This window comes from Xanthomonas sp. NCPPB 2866 (assembly GCF_041475745.2).
Taxonomy (GTDB): domain Bacteria; phylum Pseudomonadota; class Gammaproteobacteria; order Xanthomonadales; family Xanthomonadaceae; genus Xanthomonas; species Xanthomonas arboricola.
On record NZ_CM192975.1, the window covers coordinates 883,119 to 898,586 of the forward strand.

Below are 15,468 nucleotides of genomic sequence, written 5' to 3' on the forward strand. Positions count from 1 at the left end.
ACCGACAACTCAAGAGCCAGCCGATCCATGACTACCGCCAGGCCCGCAAATCCCGTTGTCTCGATCGCCATCGTCGGCGTGCTGTTCTTCATCATCGGCTTCTTCACCTGGATCAACGGGCCGCTGATCACCTTCGTGCGGCTGGCGTTCGACCTCAACGAGGTCAATGCCTTCCTAGTGCTGATGGTGTTCTACCTGTCGTACTTCTTCCTGGCGCTGCCGGCGTCGTGGATCCTCAAGCGCACCGGTATGAAGAAGGGGCTGGCGCTGAGCCTGGTGGTGATGGCGGTGGGCGCGGCCGGCTTCGGCCAGTTCGCCACCCAGCGCTGGTATCCGGGCGCCTTGGGCGGCCTGTTCGTGATCGGCAGCGGCCTGGCGCTGCTGCAGACCGCGATCAACCCGTACATCAGCATCCTTGGGCCGATCGAGAGCGCGGCGCGGCGGATCGCGCTGATGGGCATCTGCAACAAGATCGCCGGCATCCTGGCGCCGATCCTGATCGGCTCGCTGGTGTTGCACGGCATCGGCGATCTGTCCGCGCAGGTGGCCAGCGCCGATGCGGCGACCAAGCAGCAGTTGCTCACGGCCTTCGCCGCCAAGATCCACGCACCGTATCTGGTGATGTCCGGCGTGCTGCTGTTGCTGGCGATCGGCGTGCTGTTCTCGCCGCTGCCGGAGCTGCGGGCCTCCGAGGCCAACGCCACGCCCGGCAGCGCGGTTGGCGTGCAGAAGTCCAGCATCTTCCAGTTCCCGCACCTGTGGCTGGGCGTGTTGTGCCTGTTCGTCTACGTGGGCGTGGAAGTGATGGCCGGCGATGCGATCGGCACCTACGGCCACGGCTTCAATCTGCCGCTGGACAGCACCAAGATCTTCACCTCCTACACGCTGGGCGCGATGCTGGTTGGCTACATCGTCGGCCTGGCGTTGATTCCGGGTGTGATCTCGCAGGCGCGCTACCTGAGCGTGTCGGCGGTGCTGGGCGTGCTGTTTTCGCTGGGCGCGCTGCTGACCCACGGCTATGTGTCGGTGGGCTTCGTGGCCGCGCTCGGTTTTGCCAACGCGATGATGTGGCCGGCGATCTTTCCGCTGGCCATTCGCGGGCTCGGCCGCTTCACCGAGATCGGGTCGGCCTTGCTGGTCATGGGCATTGCCGGCGGCGCGATCATTCCGCAGCTGTTCGCCATTCTCAAACAGCACTACGACTTCCAGGTCGTGTTCGCTGCGCTGATGGTGCCGTGCTATCTCTACATCCTGTTCTATTCGCTGCGCGGTTACCGTGTGGGCCTGCCGGCCCAGGCCAAGTGAACCAGGCAGCATGATGCGTTCCGACGAACAAGGCACACCCATGCGCAGGCCCACCATCAAAGATGTCGCCGAGCGCGCCAAGGTCTCGTTGAAGACCGTGTCGCGCGTGATCAACAACGAACCGTCGGTGATGCAGGCCACGCGCGCGCGCGTGCTGCGCGCCATCGCCGATCTCGACTACGAACCCGATCCGTCCGCGCGCAACCTGCGCAGCGGCACGCCGTTCGTGATCGGCCTGGTCTACGACAATCCCAACCCGTATCACATCATCGGCATCCAGAACGGCGTGCTGGCCGCCTGCCGCGAAACCGGCTTCGGCCTGCAGATCCATCCCTGCGATTCCACCTCGCCATTGCTGGCCGAAGAACTGGCCGAATGGGTGCAGCGCTCGCGGCTGGCCGGCGTGGTGCTGACCGCACCGATGTCCGAGCGCCCCGAGCTGATGGCCGGCCTGGCTGCGCGCGGCATCAAGAGCGTGCGCATCATCGCCGCCACCGACGATCCGGGCGACGGCCCCTGCGTCTATATCGACGACCGCGCTGCCGCCTACGAGATCACCGAGCATCTGGTCCAGTTGGGCCATCAGCGCATCGGGTTCCTGTGGGGTGGCCCGCAGCACCGCTCCAGCGGCGAGCGCTACGCCGGTTACGAGGCCGCGTTGAAGGACTACGGCATCACCCTGGACAAGCACCTGGTGATTCCCGGCGATTACACCTTCGACGACGGCTTCCGTGGCGCGCGCCGGCTGCTGTCGTTGCGCGAGCCGCCCACGGCCATCTTCGGCAGCAACGATGAAATCGCCGCGGGCGTGCTGGCCGCGGCCAAGTCCACCGGCATGAACGTGCCGTATCAATTGTCGATCGCCGGCTTCGAGGACAGCCCGTTCTCGCGCCAGTCCTGGCCGGCGCTGACCACCGCCAAGCAGGCCACCGACGACATCGCGCGGCATGCCGCACGCCTGTTGATCAGCCAGCTGCGCAGCGATGCCTACGACGACCAGCCCGCGCAGTTGCAGAACCGCGGCTTCGTGCCGCAGCTGGTGGTGCGCGGTTCCACTGCACCGGCGCAGACGCCGTCCGCCAAATCCCTTCCTCCCGAATCCGCCTGAGCACGATGAGCCTTCCCACCGAAACCGAGACCTTGATGTTCCGCGAGGCGGCGCAGACCGCCGACGTGGTCGCCGCACAGTTCGCCCGCAATGCCGACACCGTCGCCGCCCTCGCGCAGTCGCTGCGCGATACGCCGCCGCCGTTCGTGGTGACCTGTGCACGCGGCAGTTCCGATCACGCAGCGACCTATGCCAAGTATCTGTTCGAAACACAGCTGGGCATCGTGACCGCCTCTGCATCGCCGTCGGTGGGCTCGGTCTACGCATCGCCGCTGCAGTTGCGCGGCGCGCTGTACATCGTGATTTCGCAATCGGGCAAGAGCCCGGACCTGCTGCGCAATGCCGAGGCCGCCAAGGCGGCCGGCGCGCGCGTGGTCGCGCTGGTCAACGTCGAGGATTCGCCGCTGGCGCAGCTGGCCGAGGTGGTGATTCCGCTGGGCGCAGGCCCGGAAAAAAGCGTTGCCGCCACCAAGAGTTATCTCGCCTCGCTGGCTGCGCTGCTGCACCTGGGCGCGGTGTGGAAGAACGATCCGGCCCTGCTGGCGGCGGTGGAGGCACTGCCGCAGCAGTTGCGCGCCGCCTGGCAGGCTGACTGGTCCGCGCTCACTGCCGGCCTGGTGCCGGCACACAACCTGTTCGTGCTCGGTCGCGGCCTGGGCCTGGGCGCGGCGCAGGAAGCGGCGCTGAAGTTCAAGGAAACCTGCGGCCTGCATGCCGAGGCGTACAGCTCGGCCGAGGTCAAGCACGGCCCGATGGCGCTGGTGGGGCCGGGCTTCCCGGTGCTGGTGTTCGCCCAGCCCGACGAAACCGGCGCCGGCACGCGTGCGCTCGCCGCCGAATTCCGTGCGCGTGGCGCGCAGGTATGGCTGGCCGCCCCTGACGGCGACCTGCCGCTCGTGGATGCGGCGCACCCGGCCAGCGCGCCGCTGCTGACCGTGCAGAGCTTCTACCGCGCGATCAACGCGCTGGCCCTGCAGCGTGGCAACAATCCCGATCTGCCGCCGCACTTGAACAAGGTCACGGAAACCGTTTGAACATGGATGCTTCCCCGATTCAAGCGTTGTGCAACGCACGCGTGCTCACCGACGATGGCTTGCAGGATGGGCTGGTGGTGCTGCTGGCCGGCACGCAGATCCAGGCCGTGGTGGCGGCCGACGATGCGCGCGTTGCGCAGGCGCATACGCGCGTGGATCTGGGCGGCGCCACCTTGCTGCCCGGCTTCATCGACATCCAGGTCAACGGCGGTGGTGGCGTGTTGTTCAACAATGCGCGCGACCCGCAGGCGCTGGCCACGATCGCGGCCGCGCATCGCCGCTACGGCACCACCGGCATGCTGCCGACATTGATCAGCGACACCGCCGAGGTGATGGCCGAGGCGATCGCCGCCACGCGCCAGGCCATCGCGCAAGGCGTGCCCGGCGTGCTCGGCATTCATCTGGAAGGCCCGTACCTGAGCCCGGCCCGCAAGGGCACGCACGACGCGCACAAGTTCCGCCTGCCCGACGCGCACGAGATTGCCGTCGATACCTCGTTGGACAACGGCGTCACCCTGATCACGCTCGCACCCGAGCGCGTGCCGCTGGACGACATCCGCGCCTTTGTCGCCGGCGGCGCGATCGTGTTTGCCGGCCACACCGCGGCCAGCTACGAGCAGGCGCGCGACGGCATTGCCGCCGGCGTCAGCGGTTTCACCCATCTGTACAACGCGATGTCGCAGTTGGCCGGGCGCGAGCCCAGCGCGGTCGGCGCCGCGTTGGAAGACCCCGATGTGTGGTGCGGCATCATCGTCGATGGCGTGCACGTGCACCCGGCCAGCCTGCGCGTGGCGCTGGCCGCCAAACCGCGCGGCAAGCTGTTGCTGGTCACCGACGCCATGCCGATGGTCGGTGCCGACAGCCCCAGTTTCGACCTGTACGGCGAAACCATCACCGCCGTGGACGGCGTGGTACGCAATGCCGACGGCGCACTGGCCGGCTCGGCGCTGGACATGGCAACGGCCGTGCGCAACAGCGTGCAGTGGCTGGGCGTGGATCTGGCCGAAGCCGCGCGCATGGCGTCCACCTATCCGGCGCAATGCATCGGCCTGGGCCAGCGCCTGGGCCGCATTGCACCCGGCTATCAGGCCGACCTGGTGCTGGTGGATGCCGACGTGCAGGTACTTGCCACCTGGGTGGCCGGGCAGCGCGAGTAAGTCCGCGCGCCGCCGCACGAACCCGTTCGTGCGGCGCGATGCGCTTGAAGCCTTGTTTGCGGTCTTGTCTGCGGTGAACCGCCATCGTCTGTACGCTGAGGCGTGATCGTGCGTGCGCGAGTGCAGGGCATGCTTTCGCCAAGCTCCGGAAAGAAATCAGTGTCGAACGATGGAGCGGCCAAGAAGAACTCGGGCGCTTCCGGTGTCACGCAACACGTAGTGCAACCAACGCGCTTTCCGTTGCAGTAAACGCTCGACGATGACGGCAGGCGCATGCGCCTGCAGCACGTCGGCAATGCAGTCGCAGTGGTTTGGCAATGCGCTGCGTACACCATCCACCACATCAAAGCCTGCAACACGCCCTGCATCGCAACATTCGGCTGCGCAGCCTTGTGGCATCAGGCCGCTACGCGCAGTGGTCTGCTCATCGAAGCAGATGAATGCGATCGCGATCACGCTGTCATTCCAATATCTGCATCGTCGGTGCGGTTTCAGGCATGAAACTGGGCATTTGTGGCGGCGAGTTGACAGCCCCGGCTGCGAAAGGCACCTTCGCTGATAACGTTGTCAGCGAGCAGGAGCCACTTCTGAATTCTTGAAAGCGTTGTCGTCCGGCTGCTGGTCGGACTGGCGCTGACCCGCATGCCGCTACGGCAGTGCGGGACGCTGCTCGCATCCGGCACAGGGGACGGAGTGCGGGCATGTCACGCGCATCGCGCGTTGTCGTTCAACCACATGGTTGCCACCTGACATCCGTCAAGAGGTCTACGCAATGCCGTCTTCCCGTGTGTTCGAGTTGTCCCGTCACCTGTTCTGTCATGCGCATCCGCTGCGTCGCACCCCATTGAGTACTGCAGTCCGCGGCCTATTGATCGGTGGCGCCGCCCTGGCAGGTCTTGCCGCGTTGCCTGCAGCTGCGCAGGAGCAGGCTGCAGCCCCGCAGGAACAGGCGCCCGCGCAAACCAATCCCTCGGTGTCCACGCTGGACGAGGTCAAGGTCGTCGGCTATCAGGCCAGCCTCGGCAAGGCACTCAACGTCAAGCGCAATGCCGATGCGATCGTCGATGCGATCAGCGCCGAGGACATCGGCAAATTCCCCGACACCAACGTCGCCGAGTCGCTGTCGCGCCTGTCCGGCATCACCGTGGATCGCCAGTTCGGCGAAGGCGAGAAGGTCAGCATCCTCGGCACCGATCCGGCACTCAATCGCGTGCTGCTCAACGGCCAGACCATTGCCTCCACCAGTTGGGGCGGCGATCCCAACGACCCGGATAGCCGCTCGTTCAACTACAGCACGCTGGCGCCGGAAGTGGTCGGCCTGATGGAGGTCTACAAGACACCGGAGGCACGCATCGACGAGGGCTCGATCGGCGGCACCGTGATCGTGCACACGCGCAAGCCGCTGGATCTTGAGCGCAATACGCTGACCGGCACGGTGAGCTACGGCTATAACGATCGTTCCGAGCAGGGCAAGCCGAATGCCTCGGCGCTGTACAGCTGGAAGAACCAGGATGAAACGCTCGGTGTGCTCACCTCGGTGATGCATTCGCAGCGCGTGTTGCGCCGCGATGGCGTGGAGATCTTCGGCTACGACAACGTGCAAGGCGCGGGGTTTCCGGCGGCCGTGGTCGGCAACAACACCGGTGTGTTTCCGACCTCGATCAACACCGCGTTGTTCCAGCAGACGCGCAAGCGCGACGGCGTCAGCGCGGCGCTGCAGTGGAAGCCGGATGCCGATTTCGAGCTCAACCTGACCGGTTTGTACGTCAAGGAAAGTTTCGACAACTACAACCAGAGCCGCTATGGCTACTGGGGTTCCACCCCCGGCGATGCGCAGGCGCTGGGCTTCGAGAACGGCGTGGCGACCTCGGGTACGTTCGGCGACCAGTCCAACACCTACCTGGACGGCTATCTGCGCAACAGCGAGGTCAGCACCGGCAGCATCCATCTACGCGCCGACTGGCATGGCGATGGCTGGAATGCGTCCAGCCAGGTGGGCTACACCAGTTCGCAGGGCGGCGCCGAGCGCATCTACGGCATCCAGTTCCGCAACCTCGCCGGTTACAGCTACAACATCGACGGGCGTCGCACCGCGATGGACTACAGTACCGACCCCACCAACGCGTCGGCGATGCAGCTCAACAATGCCTCGGCCAGCCACAGCCCGCAGTACGACAAGGAACGCTACCTGCAGCTGGACTTCGACCATGCGGTGGAGTGGGGGCCGTTCACCCAGATCCTGACCGGCATCAAGTTGACCAATCATGCCACCGGGCAGTCCTCCTACAGCCGCACCTGGACCCCGAACGACGGCAGCACGCTGGCCGCATTCTCGCCGGGCACCACGCCGTCGGGCTATCTGGACGGCTTGTCGACCAGCGCCGACATGCAGCGCTGGTCGACCATCAACAGCGGCGCCATCAGCCAGTACATCGGTGGCCTGGAGGGCGATGACGGCTTGCCGATCAGCTACGCCGGCAACTACAGCATCGAAGAGCAGAACCGCGCCTGGTTCCTGCAGGGAAATTTTTCCGGCGAGCGCTATCGCGGCAACGTCGGCGTGCGTTACGTGCACACCCGCGATTCCACCGATGGTTTCAGCTATGCGCCCGGTGGCGGCTATACGCCGGTCAACTTCCTCAACAGCTACGGCAAGTGGTTGCCGTCCTTCAACATCGCCTACGACCTGCGCGACGATCTGATGCTGCGCTTTGCTGCGTCCAAGGTGATCGCACGGCCGCGCTACACCAACATGACCCCGTACGTGGCCACCGACGACACCACGCTCACCGCGTCCACGGGCAATCCTGGATTGAGTCCGTACGAGTCCACCAACCTGGGCGCATCGCTGGAGTGGTACTTCTCCGACAGCAGCCTGCTCAGCGGCGAGTTCTTCTCGCGCGATATCTCCAACTACATCCTGACCACGGTGGAAGACCGGGTGTTCTTCAACAACGCCACCGGCGGCTCGAGCACCTATCAGACCTCCGTGCCGACCAACGCCGGCGATGCCAAGGTGCGCGGCGTTGCGCTCAACCTGCAGCACAACTTCGGCAACGGGTTCGGCGTGGTGGCCAACTACACCTATTCCGATTCCAAGACCGACGGCGATTACAGCCTTCCGTACAACTCGCGCAACGCCTACAACATCAGCCCGTACTACGAGCAGGGCAAATGGAGCGCGCGGGTGAATCTGGGCTGGCGCTCGGAATACTTCACCCAGATCGGCCGCCTCAACGGCCAGCAGATGACCGATGCATTCACCCAGGTCGATGCCTCGTTCGGCTACCAGGCCACCGAGCGCCTGCGCGTGGCGCTGGAAGCCACCAATCTGCTGGACGAAACCTACTTCAGCTACATCGGCAACAAGAACCAGCCGTACTACATCTACAAGAACGGCCGCTCCTTCATGCTGAGCCTGAATTTCAAGCTGTGACGTCGGCCGGGCGGCTGCTCTCGGGCAGCCGCCTTGTTGCAATGACGGCAATTCGCGATTGCAATTTCGACCCGGGGATCTTTCGCTAGTCCGGATCTGAGCGGCAACGCTTTGCTTTGCACGGCCACATCCCTGTCGTGTTGCGACAACGGTATGCGCGATGCATCGGCTATGTGCCGGCCTTTCTTGCGGCCGCAATCGCCGCAATCCGCGCCTTCGCCAATGCCTCGCCGATCTGCGGGCCTTGCAGGCCTTGTGCGGCCAGGTCGCGCGCATTGATGGCCAGCGCAGCGGCGTGCAGATGCTTGAGCTGTTCGCCCTGCGGATATGCGGCGTCTTCGCTGCCCAGCCGGCCACGCTTGTCGGCTTCGCAGACCAGCGCGAGTTGCGCGATGCGCTCGGGGCGGCGAAACGCGTCGCAGCGCACCAGCAGCTCGTGCACGGTGCGATCGCGCAGTTCGGCCAGGCGATGCACGTTCAAGTGTTCGCGGCAGGCGGTGATGGCGAGCTGGCGATAATCCTGTGGCACCTTGAGCCGCTCGCACAATGTCTGCAGCGGGGCAACGCCGCGCTGTTCGTGCATGATGTGGCGCGGCCATTCTTCCGCCGGCGTGAGCGCCTTGCCCAGGTCGTGGGTCAATGCGGCAAAGCCCACCAGCGCGTCGCCGGGCGCCAGTCGCGCGGCCATGTCGCTGACCATTTCCTGGTGAATGCCGGTATCCACCTCCGGATGAAACTCGGCACGTTGCGGCACGCCATACAGCGCATCGATCTCGGGCAGGATGACGCGCAGCGCATCGGTGTCGTGCAGCGTGCGCAGGAATGCCGACGGCTGCGCACTCTCCAGCACGCGGCGCAATTCCTGCCACACACGTTCGGGCACCAGGCTGTCCAGCTCGCCGCTGGCGGCCATCTCGCGCATCAGTGCTGCGGTCTCTGGCGCGACAGTGAAACCAAGCGGTGCCAGCCGTGCCATGAAGCGGGCAGCGCGCAATACGCGCACGGGATCTTCGACAAAGGCCGGCCCCACGTGCCGCAGCACGCGCGCCTGCAGATCGCGCGCGCCGCCATACGGATCGAACAGCTCGCCAGTGTCCTCGTCGCGTGCGATCGCATTGATGGTGAAGTCGCGCCGCAGCAGATCCTCCTCCAGCGTCACCGAAGGATCGGCATCCACCACGAAGCCGCGATAGCCGCGCCCGGACTTGCGCTCGGTACGCGCCAACGCATATTCCTCACCGCTGCGCGGATGCAGGAACACCGGGAAATCCTTCCCCACCGGTTTGAAGCCCAGGCGTTCCATCTGCGCCTGATCGGCACCGACCACCACCCAGTCGCGGTCGCCAGCGGGCTGGCCAAGCAGGGCATCGCGGACTGCGCCGCCAACGAGATAGATCTTCATCGCGACATGATGCCCGATGCGGTGCGTGCGTCGTAGGGCGACTGATCCACGGCTTGGCTGCAGGGCCTTTGCCCGCCCATCATCGCGGACATGCCGTAAGGCACAGTGGACGATCTACGGCTTTGCGGATAGATCAGCTGTAGAGCGGGGTGATGTGTGGTTTTGCTGCAGGGCCCTTGCCCGCCCACCCTCGAGGGACACGCCGCAAGTACGTCCCTGTAGGCTCTTACGTGGCATCCATGCCGCGTAAGGTCCCGCGACGGTGGGCGGGCAAGGACCAGTCGAGATGGTCGGTGCGCATGGTCAAGAGCTCTGCGTGTTTCGTATTGTTCGCTACCGATGCGCCGGTTCAACGTCCAATGCACGTCGCCGACAGACAGCTTTTCACGCGGCCACCGACCAACATCCTGGTGCGGTGCCCTTGCCGGTTGCGGGACCGTGTGGCGGCACGGATGCCGCCACCGAGCCTCCACGGACGGATTCACGGCGTGTCCCGCAAGCGGTGAGGGCACCGCGCACTCGCCGACCCGAGCTTTCGATTGCACCTAAACAACGCAACGACGGGAACGCTTGGTTGGCCCCAGAGCCCTAGAGCTTGAGAGCCTGAAGCCTCAAAGCCCGAAGCCTAGGAGCGAACGAAAGGCAAGTACCAGAGCGGCATCGCCTAGCTTGCGCCCCAGGCCAAGACAACCACGCGCAACCGCGCAAGCACGATCACCTCATCCGGCCGCCATGCCCGGCGGCTGACTGGGAGCTCAGTCCTGCGCCGCGTTATTGGTCGCCTGGCCTGGCGTGCACACCGGTTTCAGGCGCTTGTCCACCAGCTTGCCCATCAGGCGATCGCTCAGCGGCAGCATGTCGCCGTTGAGCCGCCAGTCGTAGATCACGCTGAAAGCCAGCACACGCGCGACGTACTCACGGGTTTCCTTGTAGCTGATGGTCTCGATCCAGAAGTCCGGCTCGAAGTTTGGCCGCTGCGATTGCCAGCGCCCGGTCGGCCCCGGGCCGGCGTTGTAGGCGGCGATGGTGAGGTAGGGCAGGCCGTAGGTATTGAGCAACTGGCGCAGGTAGGCGGTGCCGATGGCGATGTTGGTGTCCGGCTCGTACAGGCTGGTGGCGCCCGCGTAACCGGGCAGGGCGATGCCCTTGGCCACGGCCGCGCCGGTGCCCGGCAATACCTGCATCAGACCCATCGCGTTGGCAGGCGAGCGTGCGCGTGGATTGAAGATGCTTTCGGCACGGATCTCTGCTGCCACCCAGGCCGGGTCGATCGCGTTCTTGGCCGCTTCGCGGCGAATGCTGTCGTCGTGATGCAGCGGAAAGCGCAATGCATACAGGCGTTGTTCGTCCGGCTGCTTGCCGAGCGCGAACACTGCGCGATCGAACCAGCCATTCTCGCTGGCCACCTGCACCGCCAGCCGGCGCTGGGTGTCGTCGAAGCGGCTTGCGGCATCGTTCCACTCGGCCACGGCCCAACCGGGGCGGTCGATCTGGAACAAGGCGATGGCGCGGAGCAACGCCGGATCGCGCGCGACGGCGGCCTTGGCCTGCGGGGTGTCCTTGGGCTCCCACGGGCACAGCCGATAAGGCTGCTGCAGACGATCGGCGGCCAGGAAGCCGTGGAAGGTCGGCGATTGCGCGGCTGCGCGATACAGCGGCTGCGCGGCCGCGGCAGCGCCGGTCTTCTCGGCCAGGCGCGCCTCGAAATACTGCCAGCGCGAATCGCTGCGCTGGGTGGCGGGCATCTTGCGGATCGCCGCCAAGGCGGCCGGCCAGTCGCCGCGCGCCATCGCCTCGCGCGCACGCCATTCGTGCAGGCGCTCGTCGTACGAGGCATCGGGCACTGCATTGAGGCGACGCGCCGAATCCGGCAGGTACGACGCCACCGTCCACAGCGCGATCTGGTACAGCACCTGGCCGCGCTGCGCCTCGCTGAAACCGAGCGCGCTGGCCAGCTGCGGCAACTGCTGCTCGGCCGCATCCGGGTCGCTCTTGGCCAGCTTGGCCAGGCCATCGACTGCGATGCGCCGGCTGCGCTCGGTCCTGGGCCAGCTCGATGCACGCGGATGCACCTTGTCCAGAAACGCGGCGTAGTCGTTGGCCAGGGCCAGATCGGCTGCCGGCAGACCGCGTGCGGCCGTGCGCATCACCGCGGGCAGTTGTGCATCGGCGGCCGCCTCCACGCGCTCCCAGCGCAGCGCCGGAGTGAGCTCGCCGCGCGACTCCAGCCCGGCGACCACCGGATCGCAGGCGTCGGGCAGGCCCTTGCCGGTGCGCCATAACGTCAACGCATCGCGACTCCACTGCGCATCCAGCTTGCCGGTTGCCTGTCGCGCGGTCAGCTGCGCACAGCGCAGGCCGACGTTGTCGGTGGGTTTCCAGTTGGCCAGCAACGTGGTCCAGTCCTGACGACGCGCCACTGCCGGCAACCAGGTGCTGCGGAAGCTTTCGGCCACCGGCTGGCCTGCATAACGCTGCAAAAATCCCTGTGCCTGCGTGTTGGAGACGTTGTCGATGTTGCGTTTGAGCGTGGCAAATTCCAGCCAGCCATAGAGCGGGTGACGGCTCAGGGCACCGAGCTGACCGGCATCGGACTGGCCGCGCTCTGCAGCGGCGATGGCATCGCGCATGGCGGTCAGTTGCGGGTCGAGGCTTTGGGCATGCAGCGTGGTGCTGCCAAGGCACAGCAGGCCGACGAAAACAGTGGCAAGACGGGGGGCATAAGTCATTGCGCGATGATACCGAAGCGCGCCTGCGCGCCTGAGTGAATACGTGCAGGATCGATGCCCGCCAGCGTTGTCGGCAGCGACATGCGCCGCAAGGTGCAGATGCGTCCCGTCGGCGCGCGCTTGTGGTTTGCGGCCTGGCGCGCAGTGCGCACCGTTTCCCAATGCGGCACCATCGGCTTGCGGGGCGTTAAGGTTTCGTTTAAAAGTTGGGGCGGACCGCAGGGCACGGGGGCGTGCGGACACTTAGCAGTCCTTCTGGAGAGAGAAAGGATGAAGCGTCTGATTGGCTCCCCGCGGTCATGCCTGGCCGTGAAGTTGTCGTTGTGTCTGGTTCCCACACTCGCCTGGGCGCAACAGCCCGAGGCCGCCCCGAGTACGCGCACGCTCGACAGCGTGCAGGTCACCGGCACGCGCATCAAGACCGCAGAATTGCAGGGCCAGGTGCCGATCCAGACGCTCAACCGCGCCGACATCGAACGCACCGGCCTGACCTCGATCGGCGAGGTGCTGCAGGAACTCACCGCATCGGGTTCGGCGCTCAACGCCAAGTTCAATTCGTCCGGCAACTTCGGCTTCCCGCCCGATGGCGGCGGTGTGGGCGCCGGCTCGGCGCAGGTGGATCTGCGCCATCTCGGCTCCAAGCGCGTGCTGGTGCTGGTCGATGGCATCCGCTGGGTCAACGAGTCTTCGGCCTCCGGCGTGGGCTCGTCGACCGATCTCAACACCATTCCGTTGGCGATCGTGGAGCGCATCGAGGTGCTCGAAGACGGCGCCTCGTCGCTGTACGGCTCGGATGCGATCGCGGGCGTGGTCAACATCATCACCCGGCGCAGCTTCGACGGTGCGCAGGTCACGCTCAACTATGGGCAATACGGCAAGGGCGACGGTGCCAACCAGGGCATGGACCTGGCCTGGGGCACCAGCGGCGAGGATTTCAGCCTGTTTCTGGGCGCCAGCTACGTCAAGCAGGATCCGATCTACGCACGCGACCGCGCGCAGGCCCGCTTCCCGATCCCGGGCACCGGGTTGACCTTTGCCAGCTCGGCAACGCCCGATGGTCGCTTCCAGTTCGTCGACCCCAACACCGGCATGCGCCAGAACCTCACGCCCAATGCCGGCGTCGGCCCGCCGCAATACGATGGCAGCGCCGGCTGTACGCGTAGCGACGACTACCACTGTTTCGGCACCGCAGACCGCTACAACTTTGCCGAACAGAACCTGTTGCTGACACCGTCCGAGCGCAAGGGCGTGTTCGCGCAATTCCGCTATTACTTCAACGACGACGTGCAGTGGTACGTCAAGGCGCTGGGCAACCGGCGCGAGTCGACCAACCAGGCCGCGCCCGAGCCGATCTTTCTCGGCCCCGATGCCGGCACCGGCAATCCGCTGGCCGACAACATCGTGATTTCGGCGCTCAATCCGTTCAATCCGTTCGGCTTCGAGTTGAACTCGGCCACCAACCTGATCCAGATCGGCCGCCGCCCGGTGGAGGGCGGGGCGCGCCGTTTCGAGCAGCAGGTCGACACGCAATACTTCGGCACCGGCCTGGTGGGCACCTTCGAAGGTGCGGCGCGCACCTGGTTCTGGGACATCAACGGCATGTACAGCAAGAATAAGGCCGAACAGACCAACTACGGCAGTTACAACCTCTACAACATCAACCTCGGCCTGGGCGATCCGGCCGCATGCGCGGCGGTGGCCGGCTGCGTGCCACTGGATATCTTCAGCGGCGCCGGCAGCATCACGCCGGAGATGTTGCGCTGGATCCAGCCGGTGGTGCGCGACCGCAGCCAGAACGAGTTGAGCCTGTTCACCGCCAATCTGAGCAGCGAGCTGTTCCAACTGCCTGGTGGTGCGGTGTCGTTCGCCACCGGCTACGAATACCGCAAATACGAAGGGTCCTACCAACCCGATCCGCTCACCGTGGCGGGGCGCTACAACGGCGTGCCGTCGTTGCCGACCTCAGGCAGCTACGACGTCAACGAGGCCTATCTCGAGCTCAATATCCCGATCTTCGCCAATTCGTCGTTGGGCGACAAACTCGACTTGAATATCGCCGGCCGTTATTCGGATTACTCCACTTTCGGTGGTGAGTTCACGCCAAAGTACGGCTTGCGTTGGCAGGTCACCGATGAGCTGGTGCTGCGCACCAGTTATGCAGAGGGCTTCCGTGCGCCGACCATCGGCGAGCTGTTCGGTTCGGCCGCGCGCGCCGATCTGCAGCTGTCCGATCCATGCTCGATCGGGTTGGGCGGCACCGCGCCGCGCGGCAGCGCCGCGAACTGCGCATCGCTCGGCGTACCGGCCGGCTATCAACAGGCCAACCAGCAGATCTCGGTCACCACCGGCGGCAACGAGCAACTGGATCCGGAACGTTCGCGCAGCTTCAGTGCCGGCTTTGTGTTCAGTCCTGGCTTTGCCAGCAATGCCAGCTGGTCCGACCGTCTCGACCTGGAGATGACGTTCTATCGCCATCATGTCGATGGCGCGATCCAGGCAATCAATGCGCAAACCCAGCTGGATCTGTGCGTGGATACCCTGGACGCACTGTATTGCAATGGCATCGGGCGCGCCTCCACCGGCGGCATCAATGCGTTCAACAACCGGTTGACCAATCTGGGTTCGATCAAGACCGACGGTTGGGATGTGGACCTGTTCTGGACGCTGCCGGAAACCGGGTTGGGGCGATTCAAGTTGTCCTGGCAGAACACCTTTGTGGGCCGCTACGAGGCACTCGGTGCGGCAGGGCAGCGCCAGCCGCAGGGGCCGGGCATCGAAGTGGTGGACAGCGCGATCCCCGAGTGGACCAGCAACGCGGTACTGGACTGGTCGCTGGGCAACTGGACCGCATCCTGGACGGCGCGCCACATCTCCAAACTCACCGAGCAATGCGGCGATGCAGTGGAATTTGCGGTGTGTTCCGATCCTGCAGTAGGCACCAATCGCCTGGATGCGATCACCTACCACGATGCACAGCTGGGTTATCGCGTCGATTGGCTCAAGGGGCTGCAGCTCACGGCCGGCTTGAACAACGTCTTCGACAAGGACCCGCCGCTCTGCCTGTCGTGCTCACTCAATGGCTACGACGCCTCTACCTACGACATCCCCGGTGGACGCTTCTGGTATGCGCGGGTCGACTTGAAGTTTTAGTCCATCAGGTCGGGTCGGTCGTAAAGCGGAGGGCGGCTGATCTGCGGCTTGGCTGCAGGGCCCTCGCCCGCCCACCCTCGCGGGACACGCCGCAAGTACGTCCCTGTAGGCTCTTACGCGGCATCCGTGCCGCGTAAGGTCCCGCGA

At 65.5% G+C, this 15,468-nt stretch carries 10 protein-coding genes; 6 read left to right on the forward strand and 4 right to left on the reverse strand.

Going from position 1 to position 15,468, the window contains the following annotated elements:
• The first annotated feature begins 27 nt into the window (after positions 1-27).
• From ACCQ04_RS03730 to nagA, 4 genes are read left to right on the forward strand one after another with little or no spacing between them, the layout of a single operon-like run.
• Positions 28-1,305, forward strand: coding sequence for a sugar MFS transporter (locus ACCQ04_RS03730; protein ID WP_024940299.1), 1,278 nt, complete (start codon positions 28-30; stop codon positions 1,303-1,305).
• A 40-nt stretch (positions 1,306-1,345) separates the two neighbouring features.
• The gene (locus tag ACCQ04_RS03735) at positions 1,346-2,413 is read left to right on the forward strand and encodes a LacI family DNA-binding transcriptional regulator (protein WP_024940298.1); all 1,068 of its coding nucleotides are present in this window, start codon (positions 1,346-1,348) and stop codon (positions 2,411-2,413) included.
• A 5-nt stretch (positions 2,414-2,418) separates the two neighbouring features.
• A complete protein-coding gene (locus ACCQ04_RS03740; protein WP_016900885.1) occupies positions 2,419-3,447 on the forward strand; it encodes an SIS domain-containing protein in 1,029 nt (342 codons plus the stop codon).
• A gap of 2 nt (positions 3,448-3,449) precedes the next feature.
• Positions 3,450-4,604: an N-acetylglucosamine-6-phosphate deacetylase gene (gene nagA / locus ACCQ04_RS03745; RefSeq protein WP_024940297.1), complete on the forward strand. Its 1,155-nt coding sequence runs from the start codon at positions 3,450-3,452 to the stop codon at positions 4,602-4,604.
• Between the two features lie 156 nt (positions 4,605-4,760).
• Here nagA and ACCQ04_RS03750 read toward each other — a convergent pair whose 3' ends face one another.
• Complete coding sequence (locus ACCQ04_RS03750) at positions 4,761-5,060, reverse strand: hypothetical protein (protein ID WP_226426825.1); 300 nt, start codon at positions 5,058-5,060, stop codon at positions 4,761-4,763.
• 316 nt (positions 5,061-5,376) lie between these two features.
• On the opposite strand from ACCQ04_RS03750, the gene ACCQ04_RS03755 reads away from it, so the two are divergent.
• The gene (locus ACCQ04_RS03755; RefSeq protein WP_226426824.1) at positions 5,377-8,040 is read left to right on the forward strand and encodes a TonB-dependent receptor; all 2,664 of its coding nucleotides are present in this window, start codon (positions 5,377-5,379) and stop codon (positions 8,038-8,040) included.
• 169 nt (positions 8,041-8,209) lie between these two features.
• Here the strand turns inward: ACCQ04_RS03755 and ACCQ04_RS03760 are convergent, their stop codons facing one another.
• From ACCQ04_RS03760 to ACCQ04_RS03770, 3 genes are all read right to left on the reverse strand, one after another.
• Positions 8,210-9,442, reverse strand: coding sequence for a multifunctional CCA addition/repair protein (locus ACCQ04_RS03760; RefSeq protein WP_024940295.1), 1,233 nt, complete (start codon positions 9,440-9,442; stop codon positions 8,210-8,212).
• Between the two features lie 755 nt (positions 9,443-10,197).
• On the reverse strand, positions 10,198-12,171 hold the full coding sequence (locus tag ACCQ04_RS03765; RefSeq protein ID WP_104577096.1) for a transglycosylase SLT domain-containing protein: 1,974 nt from the start codon (positions 12,169-12,171) through the stop codon (positions 10,198-10,200).
• Positions 12,168-12,344 (reverse strand): hypothetical protein, encoded by a 177-nt coding sequence (locus tag ACCQ04_RS03770; RefSeq protein WP_181123480.1) that lies wholly within the window; start codon positions 12,342-12,344, stop codon positions 12,168-12,170. The genes ACCQ04_RS03765 and ACCQ04_RS03770 overlap by 4 nt, the downstream gene beginning before the upstream one ends.
• Positions 12,345-12,441: 97 nt before the next feature.
• Between ACCQ04_RS03770 and ACCQ04_RS03775 the strand changes: the two genes are divergently transcribed.
• Entirely contained in the window at positions 12,442-15,321 is a 2,880-nt protein-coding gene (locus tag ACCQ04_RS03775) for a TonB-dependent receptor plug domain-containing protein (protein WP_372358694.1), read from the forward strand.
• Positions 15,322-15,468 lie beyond the last annotated feature (147 nt).